Genomic DNA, 16,701 nt, shown 5'->3' on the forward strand with positions numbered 1-16,701 from the left:
CCTCGCAATGACGGCCAGGAAAGCGGCGACTTAAGAAAAAGGCCCCGGATCGCTCCGGGGCCTTCCACGTTTTGAGGGCCGCGCCTTTGTAAAGCGCTGTTCGCCTCAGTTCAGGTTGAGCTTCGGCGGGGCGTTGAGGTCGAGCCCCGGAAGGCCGCCGGAGCCGCCGAGGCCCGGGATCTGGATCGAGTCGAACTGCTTGTCGATCGACTTCTGGTCGAGCTGCACGGCCGATGCCTTGTAGTGCATCACCATGCTCGGGAAGATCACCACCAGCGCGACCATGATGCACTGGATCACCACGAAGGGCACGGCGCCCCAATAGATCTGCGCGGTCGTGACCGGCTCCATCATCTTGGAGGTCACCTTGTCGCGATAGGGGTTCTTCGGCGCCACCGAGCGCAGGAAGAACAGCGCGAAGCCGAAGGGCGGGTGCATGAACGAGGTCTGCATGTTGACGCCCAGGATGACGCCGAACCAGATCAGGTCGATGCCGAGCTTGTCCGCGGCGGGTCCCAGCAGCGGCACGATGATGAAGGCGAGTTCGAAGAAGTCGAGGAAGAAGGCGAGCAGGAAGACCAGCACGTTGGTGAAGATCAGGAAGCCGGTCTGGCCGCCCGGCAGCGAGACGAGCAGATGCTCGACCCAGACATGGCCGTTGACGCCGTAGAAGGTCAGCGAGAACACGCGTGCGCCGACCAGGATGAACAGCACGAAGGCCGAGAGCTTGGCGGTCGATTCGGTTGCCTGCTTGAGCAGGTCGAAGGTCATGCGCCGCTTGCCGAAGGCGAGCAGGATCGCGCCGGCCGCGCCCATCGCGCCACCTTCTGTCGGGGTCGCGAGGCCGATGAAGATCGTGCCGAGCACCAGGAAGATCAGCGCCAGCGGCGGCACCATCACGAACACGACCTGCTCGGTCATGCGCGAGAGCAGGCCCAGGCCCAGCCATTTGTTGGCGAGCGCGATCACGAAGGACACGCCGACCGCAATCGACATGGTCAGCACCACGAAGTCGGCGCCGGCGCCGACCGCGGTGAAGTACTTCATATAGGCGATGCCGATGCCGAAGGAGAGGATCGTCACCACCAAGAGCGAGCGCCGCCGCGTCTGGCCGTCGGCGTCGCGCAGGGTCTGCGCTTCCGGCGGCAGGCCGGGGGCGCGATCGGGATAGACGATCGTCACCAGGAAGACGTAGCCGGCATAGAGCCCGGCGAGCACGAGGCCGGGAATGAAGGCGCCCTCATACATGTCGCCGACCGAACGGCCGAGCTGGTCGGCGAGCACGATCAGCACGAGCGAGGGCGGGATGATCTGCGCCAGCGTGCCCGAGGCCGCGATGACGCCGGAGGCGAGGCGGCGGTCATAGCCGTAACGCAGCATGATCGGCAGCGAAATCAACCCCATCGAGATGACGGAGGCCGCGACCACGCCGGTGGTGGCCGCCAATAGCGCGCCGACGAAGATGACCGCATAGGCGAGGCCGCCGCGGATCGGTCCAAACAATTGGCCGATCGTGTCGAGCAGGTCTTCCGCCATGCCGGAGCGTTCCAGCACCAGCCCCATGAAGGTGAAGAACGGGATCGCCAGCAGCACGTCGTTGTTCATCGTGCCGTAGATGCGTTCCGGCAGCGCCTGCAGGAAGTTCTCCTGGAACAGCCCGAGCTCGATGCCGATGATGGCGAAGAACAGGCCGTTGGCGGCGAGCGCGAAGGCGACGGGGTAGCCGAGCAGCAGGAACAGCACGAGCGCCACGAACATCACGGGCGCCATGTTGACGCGCAGGAAATCGCCGAGGCCGGCCGCATGGGCGTCACCGGTATGGAGGCTGAAGAAGGCGGTGACGGTGAGCGCGACCAGAAGGCCGGCGCCGCGCGCGAGGCGGGATGCGGTCATGGAAGGGGTCCGGACGTCTCTGGAGGTATCTGCGCGGCCAGCGTTGTTCACGAAGCCGAGGCTCTTCACGAAGCCAAGGTTCTTCACGAAGCGATCCCTTGAGCCTTGGCCTGGTCGAGCAGGCGCTGGGCTTCGGCTTCGGCCGCGGCGGCATGGCCGCGCAGCGTCTCATCGTCTTCGAGATGTCCGCGCATGATCGCGATCTGCTTGATGATCTCGGAGATGCCCTGGAAGGCGAGCATCAGGAAGCCGATGAACAGCAGACCCTTGGCCGGCCATTGCGGCAGGCCGCCGGCCGAGAGCGACTGCTCGCCGATCACATAGGAGCGGGTGAAGAAGGGCCAGGAATGGTAGACCATCAGCACGCAGAACGGCATCAGGAAGAGCGTGTGGCCGATCAGGTCGATCCAGCGCTGCCAGCTCTTGGGCAACTGGCTGTTCACGATGTCGATGCGGATATGCTCCTTCACCTGCAGCGTCCAGGAGGCGCAGAGCAGGAAGACCGCGCCAAACAGCATCCATTGCAGTTCGAGCCAGGCATTGGACGAGACGTTGAAGAGTTTGCGGATAATCGCGTTGACCGTCGCGACGATGACGGCGAGCAGGATCAGCCAAGCGATTTTCCTGCCGATCTGGCCGTTGATCGTGTCGATCGCGCGGCTGACCTTGAGTAGTCCTTCCACGTCCATCCTCCCGAAGCGAAGCGTCCCGCCTGTGTCCCGCTTCTGGCGGGTATGCAGCGCTGTTATATCAAGGTGTAGGGCAGTACAAGATTGTGCGGCGCAGTCGGCGGGGTTTCCCACCAAAGGATCATTCGCATCAATCGCGCGCGATCCTGTTGAAACGCAATGCAAATAACCCAGCCGCCATCATCAGCCACATCATCACGACGAGCGCCTGCGGCCAAAGTGTAACGAGCCAGCTGATCAGAATGGTCACAAGCGCGCTCGAACCGAGCTGGATCGCGCCCATCAGCCCCGCCGCCGAGCCCGCCAGTTCGGGCCTGGCCGAGAGCGCCTCGGCTGTCGCGCCGGGGATCGTCAGCCCGTTGCCCGCTGCGTTGAAGGACAGCGGCAGGAACAAGGCGAGCGGCGTCCAGACCGGGCTCAGCGAGAGCGCCAGCGCCACGCACATGGCCGCAAAGGAGATGATCAATCCGATCCGGATCAAGCGCTTCGTGCCGAGCTTCACGGCCAGGCGCGACATCGCGAAATTGCCGGCCATGTAGCCGAGGGCGTTCAGGATGAAATAGGCGCCATAAGCGTCGGGCCCATGCCCCATCGTCTCGACCACGATGAAGGGGGCCGCGGCCACGAAGCCGAAGAAGGACGCCGAGGTCATCGACAGCGCGACCACATTGACGACGAAGCCGCGGTCGCCGATCAGCAGCGGGAAGGCGCGGAAGACGCCGAGCAGCGGGCTGCGCTGGCCGAGATTGGGTGCGGTCTCCGGCAGCCGTGCTATCGTCAGCAGCAGCACGCCGGCCCCGAATGCCGTCATGAACCAGAAGATCATGCGCCAGCCGAACCAGGTCTCGATATGGCCGCCGAGATAGGGCGCGAGCATCGGCGCCACCACCATCACCATGGTGACGCTGGCGATCTGGCTTGCCGCCTCGTCGCGGCTGGCGCTGTCGCGGATGATGGCGCGCGACAGGGCGAAGACCGAGCCCGAGCCCGCGCCTTCGAGCACACGCGCCAGCAGCAGCATGTCCGTCGAATGCGAGAGCGCGCCGAGCACGGAGCCGAGCAGGAACAGCGCGATGCCGGCATTGACGCAAGGCCGCCGGCCGAACCTGTCCGAGAGCGGGCCGATGACGAGCTGCATCAGCGCGACCGCGACGAGGAACAGCGTCAGCGTGAGCTGGATCGTGGCGTAGCTCGCGGTGAAATGCCGGGCGAGCGCCGGCGTCGAGGGGGCGAGCAGGTTGAGCGCGATCGGCTGCAGCGTCGAGATCGCCACCAGCACGGTCAGGGTCGGCTTGGGGCGCAGGGCGGTGGCGCTCATGCCGGCGGACCGCTGGCGATCTTGAGATTGGAATCGGGGCGCACCCGCTGCCGGTGCATCGTGTAGAGCCCGCTGCCGACGATGAGCGCGATGCCGGCGAAGGCGAGGGGGTCTGGAATCTCGCCCCAGCCGAGATAGCCGATGATGACGGCGAAGATCACCACTGAATAGCGGAAGCCCGAGATGACGCCGACATCGGCGTCGCGGAAGGCGCTGATGATGAAGAAGCTGCCGGTCGAGACCAGCACGGCCGCGACCGCGACATAGGCCGTCTCGCGCCGCCAGACCGGCTCCCAATCCTCAGTGATGCCATAGCCCAGGGCGATGACCCCGACGATCAGCGTCGTCGTGAAGGAGACCACGGTCGAAGGCACGTCCTTGTCGATCCTCCGGGTCAGGAGGTCGCGGAAGCCGACGAGCAGGGCACTGAGCAAGGCCACGATCGCAGCCGGGCTGAAGCCTTCCGCCGTCGGCCTGACGACGATCAGCACGCCCACGAAGCCGACCGTGACGGCCGCCGTCCGCCGCCAGCCGACCTTCTCGATGCCCATCAGCACGGCGAGCACGACGATGATCAGGGGCGAGGCCATGCCGATGGCGGTGATGTTGGCGAGCGGCAATCGGCCGAGCGCCCAGACGAAGGAGAGGGCGACGCTGGCCTCGATCACGCCGCGCAGCACCACCACGGGGCGCAGCGCCAGCATCAGCTTGTCGCCCTCGCGGAAGGCAAACACCAAGGCGAGCCCCGCCAGCATCGCGAAGACGGTGCGCAAGGCGATCGCCTGGCCGGCGGGATAGGCCTCGCGCGCCAGTTTCATCAGCGCGTCATTGCAGACGAAGAGCGACATCGCCGTCAGCATGGCGATGATGCCGCGGCGGTTTGTGGCTACACTGGCCAAGGCTGGCTTTCGTTGCGCGGGTTCCGCTCAGGCCGCGAGGCGGTCGAGCGAGAACGGCGTGAGGTCGAAGGCCGATTGGCCGGAGGTGGAGAGATCGGCGAGGATCTCTCCGATCGCGCTGGCGAATTTGAAGCCGTGGCCGGAGCAGCAGGAGGCGAAGACGGCCTGGGGCACACCCGGCACCGCATCGATGATGAAATCCTCGTCGGGCGAGACGGTGTAGACGCAGCCCTTGAGGGTCAGCGGGTCGCCGGCGGCGTCGGGGATGTAGCGCCGCAGGCATTCGCGGATCAGCGCGACCTGGCGCGGGCTGGGCGTGCGGTCGTCGTCGCGCGGATCCATCGGCTCCCGGCCGAAATGCGGTCCGCCGAGCTTGAAGCCCGGATGCTCGTAGAGCGGGAAGCCGTAGAACGCGCCTTCCTCGACGCTGAGGATGAAGACGGGAAAGGCGCCCTCGCGAAACAGCTCCGGCCGGCGCGTCGTGAACCAGCCGATCGCCTGGCGCACGGTCGAGACCTTGCTGGCGAGCGCCGGCACGGCGTCTGCGATCCAGCCGCCCGAGGTGATCACCAATCGCCCGGCCGAGTAGGTGCCGCGCTCGGTGCGCACCACGACGCCGCCTTGCGCGGTCGGGGTCCAGTCGAGCATCGGCTCGCCGGTGCGGATCTCGGCACCGCGCGACTGCGCCAGGCCGACATGGGCGTAGATCGCCTTTTCCGAGGCGACGAAGCCGCCATCGGGTTGCCACAGGCCGACATGGCCCTCCGGCAGTTGGAAGGCGGGGAAACGCCGCGCGATCTCCCTGCCGTCAAGCCGCTCATGGACGAGCCCATGGTCGAGACAGGATTGCAGCGAGGACTCGACCGGGCCCACGCCTTCGGGACCTGCACCCTCCGGCGCGAGATCGATCGAGCCGGTGACGTGCAGGAGCTTCATCCCCGCCTCGTCTCCGGTGATGCGCCACAACTCATGGGCGCGCCGCACGATCGGCACGTAATGCGAGCCTTCGAAATAGGCGAGGCGGATGATGCGATTGAGCCCGTGCGAGGAGCCCATGGCGTGGCCGAGGTCGAAGCGCTCGAGGCCGAGCACCTTGAGGCCGCGCTTGGCGAGGTGCCAGCAGGCGGCCGAGCCCATGGCTCCGACACCGGCGACGATGACATCGTAGCTATGGCTCGTCATGCAAGGGACTCGGGCAAGGACTGGGCTCAGGCAAGGACTGGGCTCTGGCGGCAGGCGAGGCGGGCGCCGAGCTTTAGCGTCCGCTTTCCCCAGGGTCCATGCCCAGAAGGTCTAGGCGGGTCTGCGGTCCGCGCCGGTGAAGCTTTGTTAACGATGTCGGTTGATAAAAGGTTGCGTTCTTTTCACTCCAGGATTGGCTGATGCTCGGCAAGGTTCGGCGCTGGTTAGGCAGTCGAAACCACGTGGCGACCGGGCAGGGTTCGGCCATGGGCGAAGCGCTGTCGGTGCCTGCGAGCGAGGTCTCGCTTGAGGGGACCTATGACGACGGCGCGCTGCACGAGGCCGTCAGCACGCTGGAACAGGATGTCGTGGCGGCGATGCGCCGCCTGACCGGCGGTCTCGGCGAGGCCGAGCAGTTCTCCGCCCATGCCGAGGGGCGCTCGCGCGAGATTCATGACAGCATCGCGGCCTTGCGCGCCGCGACCTTGACCGCCAGCATCAATTCGACGTCGCTGGCGACGGCGACGCAGCAGGTCTCGGACGCGGCCGAGCATGTCGGCGCGACCATGATCAGTGCCCGCGACAGCCTCGACGCCGCCGCCACGCGGGCCGGCGAGGCGACGGAGATGATGGCTGGGCTCGCCGTCGCCACGGTCGAGATTCGCAGCATCGTCGATTCCATCGCCGAGATCGCCAGGCAGACCAATCTGCTCGCGCTCAACGCGACGATCGAGGCTGCGCGCGCCGGGGAGGCCGGGCGCGGCTTCGGCGTCGTGGCGCAGGAGGTCAAGACGCTCTCGGTCGAGGTGCGCGAGGCGGTCGACCATATCCGCCAGCGCGTCGACAACCTCACCCAGACCGCGCAGGGCTCGGCCGCGATCGTCAACGAGGCGCTCACCATGGTGCGCGACGTCAACCCGGTGATCGCCTCCATCGGCGGGGCTGCGCAGGAGCAGGCTGCGGCTGCGGCCGAACTCTCCCGCAGCGCCGGGGAGACGGCGCGCTTCGTCGAGACCGTGCTGCACCGTGTCGACGAGATCGACCGCGTCGCGCTCTCGGCCGCCGACGACAGCGCCCGGGCGCGCAGCTCCCTGTCGGATGGCGTGCGCCAGGCCGACAACATGCTGCGGCGCTTCATCCCGACCTTGCGGCACGCCGCCTTCGCGGACCGCCGCCAATATGACCGCTTCCCCGCCGAGCATCGCGCCGAGGTCAGCCTCGGCGCGCAACGCATCGTCAGCCAGACCATCGATCTCGGCTTCGGCGGCGCGCTGCTGGCGAGCGTCGCCCAGGCGCCGCGGCTGGGCGTCAGGGGCACGATCACGATCGATGGGCTTCCGCCGCTCGCCTGCCGCCTGATGGCGACGAGCGAACTCGGCCTGCATATCGCCTTCGAGCCGGGCGCGGTCGAGGCGAATGCGGCGTTGCGGGCGCTGCTTGGCGAGATCGAGCGCTCATACCGGCCCTTGATCGTGGCGGCGCAGAGTTTTGCCGACAGCATCGCGCAGGTCATGCAGCAGGCGCTGCGGGCGCGCCGGCTGAGCGAGGACGAGCTCTTCGACATCGACTACCGGCTGCTGCCCGAGACTGATCCGCCGCAATACGCCAATCTCGCCTTGCCGACGCTCGAGGAGACCCTGCCGCCGCTGCTGGCGAAGACCCTGGCGAGCGATCCCCGCCTGGTCTTTGCCCTGCCGATCGACCGCAACGGCTATATCCCCGTCCATAACGCTGCCTTCGCGCAGCCGCAGCGTCCGGGCGACCTGGCCTGGAACATCGCCCATAGCCGCAACCGGCGCATCTTCGACGACCGGGCCGGCATCATGGCGGCGCGCTCGGTGCGCCCCTTCCTGGTGCAGTCCTATCGGCGCGACATGGGCGGCGGCGTCACCGACCTGATGCGCGAGGTCGATGCACCGCTCCGCATCAATGGCCGCCACTGGGGCGGCGTGCGCATGGCCTACCGCATGTGAGTGCGGTTAAGGCCGTTTGCTAAAGCCGGTCCCAGGCGAAGGGGATGTTGAGCGCCCGCAGGGCCTGCTGCCAGAGCGAGCTCGCCTGTTCGAGCCGGGCGGCATCGTAGACGCCCTGGACCTGGTGCACCTGCAGGCGCCATGAGGCGCCGTCAGCCTCGGTCCAGGTCTTGCCGACGAGCCGGCGCAGGCGCTCCGGATCGCGCGCGCCGGGGCTGTTGCCGAAGACGGTGAATTGCGGCGAGTTCTGCAGCATGTCGGAGACCAGCAGCAGCGCCCGGTCTCCGCTTGGCACGCGGTTCTCGCGGCGCGCCAGCACGTCGCCGATCGCCTCGACGATCGGCGACAGGTTGCCCTTGGCGGGCTGGGCCAGCATCGTCAGCGCCTCGTCGAGCGGGCGGCCGAATTTCTCGACCCATCTGACATAGTCGCGGCGCGGATTGCCGATCAGTTCGCTGACCGTGCGGCCCGGATTGCACAGCGCCAGGAGCGGCGGGAAATTCGGCTCGAACACGTCCTTGAAGACATAGATCGACATCAACCGGTCGGCCGGCAGCGCCTCGCCGACCTCCTTGACCAGCTTCTTCAGGCGCGCCGCCTGGACGTCGCTCCAGGGGTCGGTCTTGTCGACGAGGATCAGCGTGTGCCCGATCGGTCCGCTCTTCCTGCAGAGCGTCTCCGCATCGCGCGGCGGTCCGCTGAGCAGCCTCGGGGCGGCGAAGAAACCGGCCAGCGAGAGGCCGGCCAGGATGGTGGCGGTGATCGCCCAATGTTCGCTTTTCATGCCTCGTCGCAATCTGCCCCAGCACCCGTCTGGATATGTGAGCCCTCATCCTGAGGAGCCGCGCAGCGGCGTCTCGAAGGATGCTCCAGATGGTTCGGGAGCCCCCTGGAGCATCCTTCGAGACGCGCTCCTGCGGAGCGCTCCTCAGAATGAGGGCTGTGGGACATCACCAATGCTTCAGCTCAGCGCGGCGTCGCGGAAAATTCCGCATGGATCGCCTTGCGGTTGGCCTCGTCCCGCTCATAAGCCTCGCGCCCGGCCTCGACCGCGCGTGTCTTCAGGCGCTCGATCTCGCCGGCGAGATCGACCCCGCGCACCAGCGCCAATTGGTCCTTGAGCTTGGCTTCGATCAAGGCCGGCATGTTGGCGAACTGGCGCTCGACATCCTCGATCAACGCCCGCAGCCTGGAATGGTCGACGAGCTCCGCCGGCTGGTCGATCTCGGGCAGGTTGATGCCTTGCGAGAAATAGGCCGGCGGCAGATCGGTGCGCACCCTGAGATTGGCCTCGCGGTACTGCATCACGGCGGCGTCCTTGGCGGCGCGCAATTGCGCGACGCGGGTGAGGTAATGGTCGCGGATCTGGTCGGCACTGGCCTTGGCGAGCTGCAGCCGGCTGATCTCGCGCTGGCAATCCTCGCGAAAACCCTCGACCTGGCCGCGGATCTGTTCGAGCTCGGGCGCGAGCTCGCTGTCGATCCGGCGGCGCTCCCGCTCCACCGCCTCCCAGCGCTGCCGCCAGCGCTTATAGGCGAAGGCCTGGCCGGGATAGCTGCCGAAGGCCGAATAGCCCTTTGCCGCGGAGAAGAAGGCGATCAGGCAGCCGATCAGCACGAGCGCGATCGATTTCAGCTCGTAGACGCCGAGCGGGTTGGCCAGCATATGCGGCACCACCTGCTGCGAGGCGGCGTCGGGATTGGCGATCAGCAATTCGCGGTAATGTCCGACGGCGAGGTTGAACAGCACGATCAGCGCGATCATCCCTGCATAGGCCGGCAGCGCCCAGAACAGGTGCGAGGCCTTGACGTGCTGGCAATAGCGCGCCGGCCACAGGCCCATGACGAAGCCGAGCGAAATGTTCAGCGCCGAGATGATCACGGCGGTCGCCGCCCCGCCGATCAAGCCGAAATCGCTGGCATCGGCGAAGAAATTGCCGTTGAGCAGGCTCTCGATCGCCAGCGGCACCACCAGGAAGGCGAGCGTGAACTGCCACTTCTCCAGCTTCGGGTCGCTGCTGCGCTGATTGACGTAGTTGAAGTACTCGTACTCGCGCTTGGCCTTCAGCGCGTCGAAGACCGTCTGCTCGAGCTCGCCGCCATGCTTGTTCAGCAGCGCCCGCATGCCAGATTCGATGCGCCTGATGCGGGTCTCGTAGCGCTCCGCCGTCAGCGCTTCGCGCTTGCCGATGATTTCGGCATGGAGCGCGCCAAGCTTGGCCGTCGCCTCCTGCCGGATGCCGTTGAACAGCTCGGTGACGCGGGCGAGCAGGCCGAGCTCGGTCTGCGAGGGCAGGGCGGAATGAGCCGGCGGGTTGTTGGCGAGCGCGTCGCCGGCGCCGCGCAGGCCGGCCTGCACCGTCTCGGCGAGGTGATAGCCGGTAATCGGTGGCGCGCCTGTGCCGTTGCCGCGATCATCGCTCATGCGCGATCAACCATCATGGGAGGCTCGCGCCAGATAGCCCCGGACATCGACGATGTCGGCGTGGAAATCGCGGAAGCGCGGAAAGGCCGGGCGGCGATAGGCCCTGTCGAACCAGAGCGCGGCCAGAATCAGGATCGGCGTGGCGATGAAGAGCGGGCTGTGACCGGGCAGCGAGGCCGAGCCCGCAGCCACCGCCGCAAGCGCCAGGATCGCGATGCCGGCGGCGATGAGCGCAAGCATCGTCAAGAGCGCGCCGATCCGGTGGCGGCCGGTGTCGTAGGACAGGCGCAGCAGCCCTTGCAGCGCAGTCAAGGCGCTGGCGGCGCATAGTTCCAGCACGATGAGGAAGGCGAAGGCCGCCGCGATGCCAGGCCCGATCGCCGTGGTCGCTGCCGGCCGCAAGGCCGCAAACACCGCCCGCGCCGAGAAACCGGCGAAGGCCAGGCAAAGAACCAAGACGCCGGTCAGCAGCAAGGCGGGAAAACGGACATCGCGCCACAGCCTGATCGCTGCCAGCACGAGCCTCACGAAGCAGGTGTCCTGCACCAGGCGGAACGCGGCGCGTGGGAGCGCCTTGATCCGGGAATGGACACGACTCAGCATGAAACGCCTGCAACCGGAACGGGCCAAAACGTTAGCCCAACCGGCTATCGGGTCAAGTTGTAACGAATTGGACCGCGTCTCGGTTTGCGTTCCGGCGCGCTCCAAAACGTCACGCGCCAGGCTGCGACCTCGGCTTGCTCTCGTCAAGCAGCCAGGCGCGAAACAGTGCGACCTCGGGGCGTGTCCGCGCCAGCTTCGGCGTCAGCAGGTAGAAAGCCCGCTCCGAAACGAGGCGGATATCGGTCCCGAAGGGGGCGATCAGCCGGTGCTGCGCGATATCGTCCGCGACCAGGGCGAAGGGGGCGAGCGCGATGCCCTGGCCGTCGAGCGCCGCCCCCAGGGCCAGCGCGGTCTGGCTGAAGCGCTTGCCGGCCGTGAGGGGCGCCTGGGCGTTGGCCAGCTCCAGCCAGAGCGGCCAGGCGTCATGGGCGTCGTGCAGGAGCGTTGTCCCCAGGAGATCGACTGGGGTCGCCAGCGTTGCGGCGAGCGCCGGGCTACAGACGGGAAACAGGTCATCGGCGAGCAGCCGCTCGGCCTCGAAGGCGCGGTCGAAGGGCGGCGCCGAGAGCCGCACGGCGAGATCGGGCAGGCCCGGCCCGCCCAGCCGCTCCGTCGCTTCCGATGCCAGCACGCGCACCTCGACATCGGGAGCAAGCGCCGAAAAGCTGCCGAGCCGCGGAATCAGCCATCTGGCCGCGAAGGAGGGCGTCACCGTCACCGTGACGCCGCGCCGCTCATGCTCCTGCCTCGGTTCGATTCCCGCCATCGCGCCGGCGATCAGGGCGAAGGCGCGGCGGATCTGCGGATGGAAGGAGCGCCCTGTCGGCGTCAGCGCCAGGCCTCTGGGCTCGCGCTCGAACAGCACAACGCCGAGGCTGGCCTCCAGGGCCCGGACCTGCTGCGCGACGGCGCCATGCGTCACGTTCAGCTCTTCGGCGGCGAGCCTGAAGTTGAGATGGCGAGCGGCGGCGTCGAAAGCGCGCAGGGTCGCGAGGGGAGGCATTCGCTGCATGGCGCGAGGGTACATGGCGAGGGTGTAGCAGCGCTACAGGGTCCCTGCACGGGAAATCGATGGTTCAGGGCGGCGCCGAACCTTATGAAAAGTGGCATCAAGCAGGGCAAGAGCAACCAAAGAGCGCGCTATGACGAAGAAAGTGGCGATCATCACGGCCGGCGGCAGCGGCATGGGCGCAAGCGCCGCGCGGCGTCTCGCCAAGGACGGCTTTGCGGTAGCGATCCTGTCCTCATCGGGCAAGGGCGAGGCGCTGGCCAAGGAGCTCGGCGGCATCGGCATCACCGGCTCGAACCAGTCGAACGACGACGTCAAGCGCCTGGTCGATACGGTGTTCGAGCGCTGGGGCCGGGTCGACGTCCTGGTCAATAGCGCCGGGCACGGGCCGCGCGCGCCTATCCTGGAGATCCCCGACGAAGACTGGCAGCGCGGCATGGAGGTCTATTTCCTCAGCGCCGTGCGGCCGGCGCGGCTGGTGACGCCGATCATGCAGGCGCAGCGCTCGGGCTCGATCATCAACATCTCGACGGCCTGGGCCTTCGAGCCCGATGCGATGTTCCCGACCTCGGCGGTGTTCAGGGCAGGGCTTGCCTCCTTCACCAAGATCTTTGCGGAGAAATACGCGCCCGACAATATCCGCATGAACAATGTGCTGCCCGGCTGGATCGACAGCCTGCCAGCGACGGATGAGCGCCGCCAGCGCGTTCCCCTGCAGCGTTATGGCCGGGCCGAGGAGATCGCCGGGACGATCGCCTTCCTGGCCTCGGACGACGCCGGCTACATCACCGGGCAGAACATCCGCGTCGATGGCGGCATAACCCGCTCGGTCTGACGGCCCGGCGGGGCGGGTGGCGTCAGCGCCGGCTTTAATGGCTCTGTCCTGGCCACCTACGCGCCGTCATTCCGGATCAGCGCCGCTGGCGCGGCTTGTCCGGAATGACGGCGCGGGGCTGTCGAGCGATCGGAAGCTCCTGATATCGCTCGGTTCATTTCGAACCAGGCTCTCAGGATGAGGGCTCACATTCCAAACCGGCTCTCAGCCGCAGATCACGCTCATAAGGAAACCGGCGGCTCTCAGCCGCCGGTGACGCTCATATGGCGGCCGACGGCGGGTTTGGCGCGGCGGCGATCGATGATGAAGTCATGGCCCTTGGGCTTGCGCGAGATCGCCTCTTCCATGGCGCGGTGGAGGCCCGCATCGTCGGGCGAGGCGCGCAAGGGTGCGCGCAGATCGGCGGCGTCCTCCTGGCCCAGGCACATATAGAGCGTGCCGGTGCAGGTCAGGCGCACCCGGTTGCAGCTCTCGCAGAAATTATGCGTCATCGGCGTGATGAAGCCGACGAGCCCGCCGGTCTCCTTGACGCGGACATAGCGCGCCGGCCCGCCGGTCCGGTAGGGATCCTCGATCAGATTGTACGTATCCATCAGCCGCGCCCTGACGACCGAGAGCGGCAGGAACTGGTCGATGCGGCCGGGCTCGATCTCGCCCAGCGGCATCACCTCGATCAGGGTCAGGTCCATGCCCAGCCCGTGGGCCCAGGTCATCAAACCTTCGATCTCGTCCTCATTGACGCCCTTGAGCGCGACCGCGTTGATCTTGACCCGCAGGCCCGCCTTGCGCGCCGCCTCGATGCCGCCGAGCACCTTGTCGAGATCGCCCCAGCGCGTGATCTTGCGGAACTTGTCGGGGTCGAGCGTGTCGAGCGAGACATTGATCCGGCGCACGCCGCAATCGGCCAGCTCCTGGGCATAGCGGTCGAGCAGCGAGCCGTTGGTGGTCAGCGTCAGCTCTTCCAGCGCGCCGGTGGTGAGGTGGCGCGAGAGCGAGCGGAACAGGCTCATCACATCGCGCCGCACCAATGGTTCGCCGCCGGTGAGCCTGAGCTTGCGCGTGCCGCGTGCGACGAAGGCAGTGGCGACGCGGTCGATCTCCTCCAGCGTCAGCAGGTCGCGCTTGGGCAGGAAGGTCATGTCCTCGGACATGCAGTAGACGCAGCGGAAATCGCAGCGATCCGTCACCGAGATGCGCAAATAGGAGATGTCGCGGCCGAACGGATCGACCAGCGGCGCGCGCGCGATTGGCGCGATCACATCGGGCTTGATGTCGTCGAGGAGCACTCTGCTTCATCCCTGAAGACGGCGGCTTGCATGCGGGCAGGTGCATGGCGGTGGCCGCATCGCTATATCCGGTGAGACATTGGCATTGCGGCGGCCAAGGTCAAGCGCGGCCATCGTCGCAGTCGCCCTGGAGCAAACACAACCATGTCAGCATGGCCGACCGAAATCCGCCTCGCCAAGGATCGCCGCACCCTGCATGTCGCCTTCGAGGATGGCGCGGCCTACGCGCTGCCGGCCGAATTGCTGCGGGTGGAAAGCCCCTCGGCCGAGGTCCAGGGCCATGGGCCCACGCAGAAGAAGACCGTGCCGGGCAAGGCCGAGGTCGAGATCATCGGCGTCGAGCCCGTCGGCCACTACGCCGTGAAGCTTACCTTCGACGACATGCACGACACCGGCATCTTCGCCTGGGACTATCTGCGCGAGCTCGGCGAGCATGGCGAGGCCAAGATGCAGGCCTATCTCGACGCGCTGGCGGAGCAGGGGCTGTCGCGGGAGCGGGTGAAGCGAGGGTAGCGATGGGAGCCGATGGGAGGCTGTTGGAAATCTTCTGAGCCCTCATCCTGAGGAGCCATTCCCTCGGGAATGGCGTCTCGAAGGATGCTCCAGGAGGCTCCCGAACCATCTGGAGCATCCTTCGAGACGCCGCTACGCGGCTCCTCAGGATGAGGGCTGGAGTTTCCAAACCAGCCCTGAGCTATGTCTCAAGGTAACGCGCGCGGAGGAAGCATCGCGATGAAGTCGTTCGTAGCTGCTCTGTTCGCGGTGCTGCTCGCCTGTTCCGCGGCTCCGGTATGGGCCTGCGCCGGCTCGCAAGACTGCGCGAACGGGCTGGTCTTCATTCCCTATGGGCCGACATCGCCGGGGCCGGCCTCGGTGATGGCCGTGTTCCTCCATGGCGACGTGTCGAGCGGGGGGAGCGCGGACTACATGCTGAGTTCGGCGCAGCGTTTCGTCGCGGATGTCCCAGGTGCGAGCGCCGCCGTCCTGATCAGGCCGGGATATTTCGACCGGCATTCGCGGGTCAGCGAAGGCTCCGATTGCGGGCGCCGCGATTGCTATACCGAGGAGGTCGTCGGGACCGTCACTGAGGCGATCGCGCAAGTGAAGCAGCGGTTTGGAGCAAGGACAGTGATCGGGCTGGGCCATTCCGGCGGCGCCGCGATCCTTGCCAATGTGATTGCGCGTCGGCCCGGCCTCATCGGCGGCGCCGTTCTGGTGTCATGCCCCTGCGACATCCGCCGCTGGCGGCCGCAATGGCAGCGCAGCCTGTCGCCGATCGATCTCGTCGGGAGCGTGCGGCCTGCGACAAGGCTGGTCGCGATCACCGGGCGCGATGACGAGACGGCCGGCCCGCAATTCGCCGAACGTTATGTCGAGGCGCTGAGGGCGGCCGGCAAGAACGCCGTCTTCATCCCCACCCAGGGGACCCATGACTATCGCTCGGTGCGCGATGCCGCATTGCTTGCGCTCAGGGACCTCGCGACAGCCGTCAAGTGATCATCGCCAACGCGTCATTGCGAGCGCAGCGAAGCAATCCAGGAGCGGCAGCGCTCTACGCCCCCTGGATTGCTTCGCTGCGCTCGCAATGACGGCAAGGTCCGATGCGTCGAATTCTGTAAAAGCGGCCGGCGCTTCAGTTGCCGCGATCTCCCGCCTACCTGCCGAGGCCGGCTTCCTTGATCTGGCCGATGAGGCCTCCCGTCACCAGATCGATACCGGTTCGATACTGGCTCGGCATCCAGCGCTCCTTCGCCGGGCCGGCGGTGAGATCCATCTCCGTCGCAATGCGGCGTGTCAGAGGAGCTCTTGCATAGGCATCGATCACGCTGTTCAGGAGGCGCGGGGTCGGGTTGATCATATCCGCTCCCTCGTCCGAGCGCTTCACCTGCATCAGTTCCGCGACGGCGTCCGGCACCAGGCAATCGAGCTTGACGGTTGCGTGGAAGCGGCCCCCGGCCGGCTCGCTGCCGACCCTGCTGCCGAGGGCCGAGCAGCGGATACGCCTTGAACTCTCGACGATGAGCTTGGCCATCAAGCGCCTCAACTCGCGTCCCGAGGGATCGGTCTTTACGGTCAAGGTCGCCATTCGCTTGAGCTGCCATGCGATCGGATCGTTGAACATCGTCATGTCGATGTAGTCCCGGCCCTCGGATTCCGGCCGCAGCTCCTTGTTCAGGCGCAGAGCCTTGTTCAAGCGTATGGCGCTGGCACGATCGTAATTGAGCCAGGCGCGATAATAGAGTTCCGCGGTCTGCTCGAGTGTCGGCTCGGAAGCCTTGGCGGGGAGGGTGCTCTGATATCCGGTCAGCGCCGCGATGAGCGGAAAGACGGCAAGAAAGCTGGTTTTTCTCATCTACGACGCATTGAGGCTCGTTGAACGGGGTCCAAAACCTCGCAGAGCTGCAGCTTGGCGACAACCCTCCGGAGACGCAGCGGGGGCGCAACCTGGCGGCGGGTCGGCAGAAGGCCGGTGTGGGCTTGCGGGCGGGCCCATCCACAAAACCATGCCTCAAAACCGTGAACTGCGCCGGCGTTCCGCTTGACGGCGGTTCCATGGAAAACAACAATCAAATGAAATAATCCACCTAGG

At 66.8% G+C, this 16,701-nt stretch carries 15 protein-coding genes; 4 read left to right on the forward strand and 11 right to left on the reverse strand.

All coding sequences use genetic code 11. The features are described 5' to 3' along the window. Positions 1 to 105: 105 nt before the first annotated feature. The 5 genes from J2Y55_RS20590 to solA all read right to left on the reverse strand — a co-directional run bounded on the left by J2Y55_RS20590 (position 106) and on the right by solA (position 5,981). A complete protein-coding gene (locus J2Y55_RS20590) occupies positions 106 to 1,770 on the reverse strand; it encodes a TRAP transporter large permease (protein WP_310157515.1) in 1,665 nt (554 codons plus the stop codon). Between the two features lie 206 nt (positions 1,771 to 1,976). Next, the gene (locus J2Y55_RS20595; protein WP_310157421.1) at positions 1,977 to 2,576 is read right to left on the reverse strand and encodes a TRAP transporter small permease subunit; all 600 of its coding nucleotides are present in this window, start codon (positions 2,574 to 2,576) and stop codon (positions 1,977 to 1,979) included. Between the two features lie 136 nt (positions 2,577 to 2,712). After that, positions 2,713 to 3,900, reverse strand: coding sequence for a multidrug effflux MFS transporter (locus tag J2Y55_RS20600; RefSeq protein ID WP_310157423.1), 1,188 nt, complete (start codon positions 3,898 to 3,900; stop codon positions 2,713 to 2,715). Next, positions 3,897 to 4,799: a DMT family transporter gene (locus J2Y55_RS20605; RefSeq protein WP_310157425.1), complete on the reverse strand. Its 903-nt coding sequence runs from the start codon at positions 4,797 to 4,799 to the stop codon at positions 3,897 to 3,899. The genes J2Y55_RS20600 and J2Y55_RS20605 overlap by 4 nt, the downstream gene beginning before the upstream one ends. A gap of 27 nt (positions 4,800 to 4,826) precedes the next feature. Next, a complete protein-coding gene (gene solA, locus J2Y55_RS20610; RefSeq protein WP_310157427.1) occupies positions 4,827 to 5,981 on the reverse strand; it encodes an N-methyl-L-tryptophan oxidase in 1,155 nt (384 codons plus the stop codon). 200 nt (positions 5,982 to 6,181) lie between these two features. Here solA and J2Y55_RS20615 point away from each other — a divergent pair, with 200 nt between their 5' ends. Continuing rightward, positions 6,182 to 7,954, forward strand: coding sequence for a methyl-accepting chemotaxis protein (locus tag J2Y55_RS20615; RefSeq protein WP_310157429.1), 1,773 nt, complete (start codon positions 6,182 to 6,184; stop codon positions 7,952 to 7,954). A 19-nt stretch (positions 7,955 to 7,973) separates the two neighbouring features. Here J2Y55_RS20615 and J2Y55_RS20620 read toward each other — a convergent pair whose 3' ends face one another. The 4 genes from J2Y55_RS20620 to J2Y55_RS20635 all read right to left on the reverse strand — a co-directional run bounded on the left by J2Y55_RS20620 (position 7,974) and on the right by J2Y55_RS20635 (position 11,984). Beyond that, the gene (locus J2Y55_RS20620) at positions 7,974 to 8,738 is read right to left on the reverse strand and encodes a hypothetical protein (protein ID WP_310157431.1); all 765 of its coding nucleotides are present in this window, start codon (positions 8,736 to 8,738) and stop codon (positions 7,974 to 7,976) included. 182 nt (positions 8,739 to 8,920) lie between these two features. Further along, positions 8,921 to 10,378, reverse strand: coding sequence for a hypothetical protein (locus J2Y55_RS20625; protein WP_310157434.1), 1,458 nt, complete (start codon positions 10,376 to 10,378; stop codon positions 8,921 to 8,923). A 6-nt stretch (positions 10,379 to 10,384) separates the two neighbouring features. Then, on the reverse strand, positions 10,385 to 10,981 hold the full coding sequence (locus tag J2Y55_RS20630; RefSeq protein ID WP_310157436.1) for a hypothetical protein: 597 nt from the start codon (positions 10,979 to 10,981) through the stop codon (positions 10,385 to 10,387). Between the two features lie 109 nt (positions 10,982 to 11,090). Then, positions 11,091 to 11,984, reverse strand: a complete 894-nt coding sequence (locus J2Y55_RS20635) for a LysR substrate-binding domain-containing protein (RefSeq protein ID WP_310157438.1) — start codon at positions 11,982 to 11,984, stop codon at positions 11,091 to 11,093. Positions 11,985 to 12,123: 139 nt separating this feature from the next. Here J2Y55_RS20635 and J2Y55_RS20640 point away from each other — a divergent pair, with 139 nt between their 5' ends. Continuing rightward, positions 12,124 to 12,825: an SDR family oxidoreductase gene (locus J2Y55_RS20640; RefSeq protein WP_310157441.1), complete on the forward strand. Its 702-nt coding sequence runs from the start codon at positions 12,124 to 12,126 to the stop codon at positions 12,823 to 12,825. Positions 12,826 to 13,067: 242 nt separating this feature from the next. On the opposite strand, the gene moaA is transcribed toward J2Y55_RS20640, so the two are convergent. Beyond that, complete coding sequence (gene moaA / locus J2Y55_RS20645) at positions 13,068 to 14,096, reverse strand: GTP 3',8-cyclase MoaA (protein WP_310157517.1); 1,029 nt, start codon at positions 14,094 to 14,096, stop codon at positions 13,068 to 13,070. Positions 14,097 to 14,255: 159 nt separating this feature from the next. Between moaA and J2Y55_RS20650 the strand changes: the two genes are divergently transcribed. Both J2Y55_RS20650 and J2Y55_RS20655 read left to right on the forward strand, forming a co-directional pair. Further along, positions 14,256 to 14,624, forward strand: a complete 369-nt coding sequence (locus J2Y55_RS20650) for a gamma-butyrobetaine hydroxylase family protein (protein WP_310157443.1) — start codon at positions 14,256 to 14,258, stop codon at positions 14,622 to 14,624. Positions 14,625 to 14,843: 219 nt separating this feature from the next. Further along, entirely contained in the window at positions 14,844 to 15,608 is a 765-nt protein-coding gene (locus tag J2Y55_RS20655) for an alpha/beta hydrolase (RefSeq protein ID WP_310157446.1), read from the forward strand. Between the two features lie 157 nt (positions 15,609 to 15,765). On the opposite strand, the gene J2Y55_RS20660 is transcribed toward J2Y55_RS20655, so the two are convergent. Further along, positions 15,766 to 16,464 carry a hypothetical protein gene (locus J2Y55_RS20660; protein ID WP_310157449.1) on the reverse strand — a complete coding sequence of 233 codons (699 nt, stop codon included), beginning with the start codon at positions 16,462 to 16,464 and terminating at the stop codon, positions 15,766 to 15,768. Positions 16,465 to 16,701: the final 237 nt, after the last annotated feature.

The sequence above is a fragment of the Allobosea sp. BE125 genome, assembly GCF_031456075.1.
Classification (GTDB): domain Bacteria; phylum Pseudomonadota; class Alphaproteobacteria; order Rhizobiales; family Beijerinckiaceae; genus Allobosea.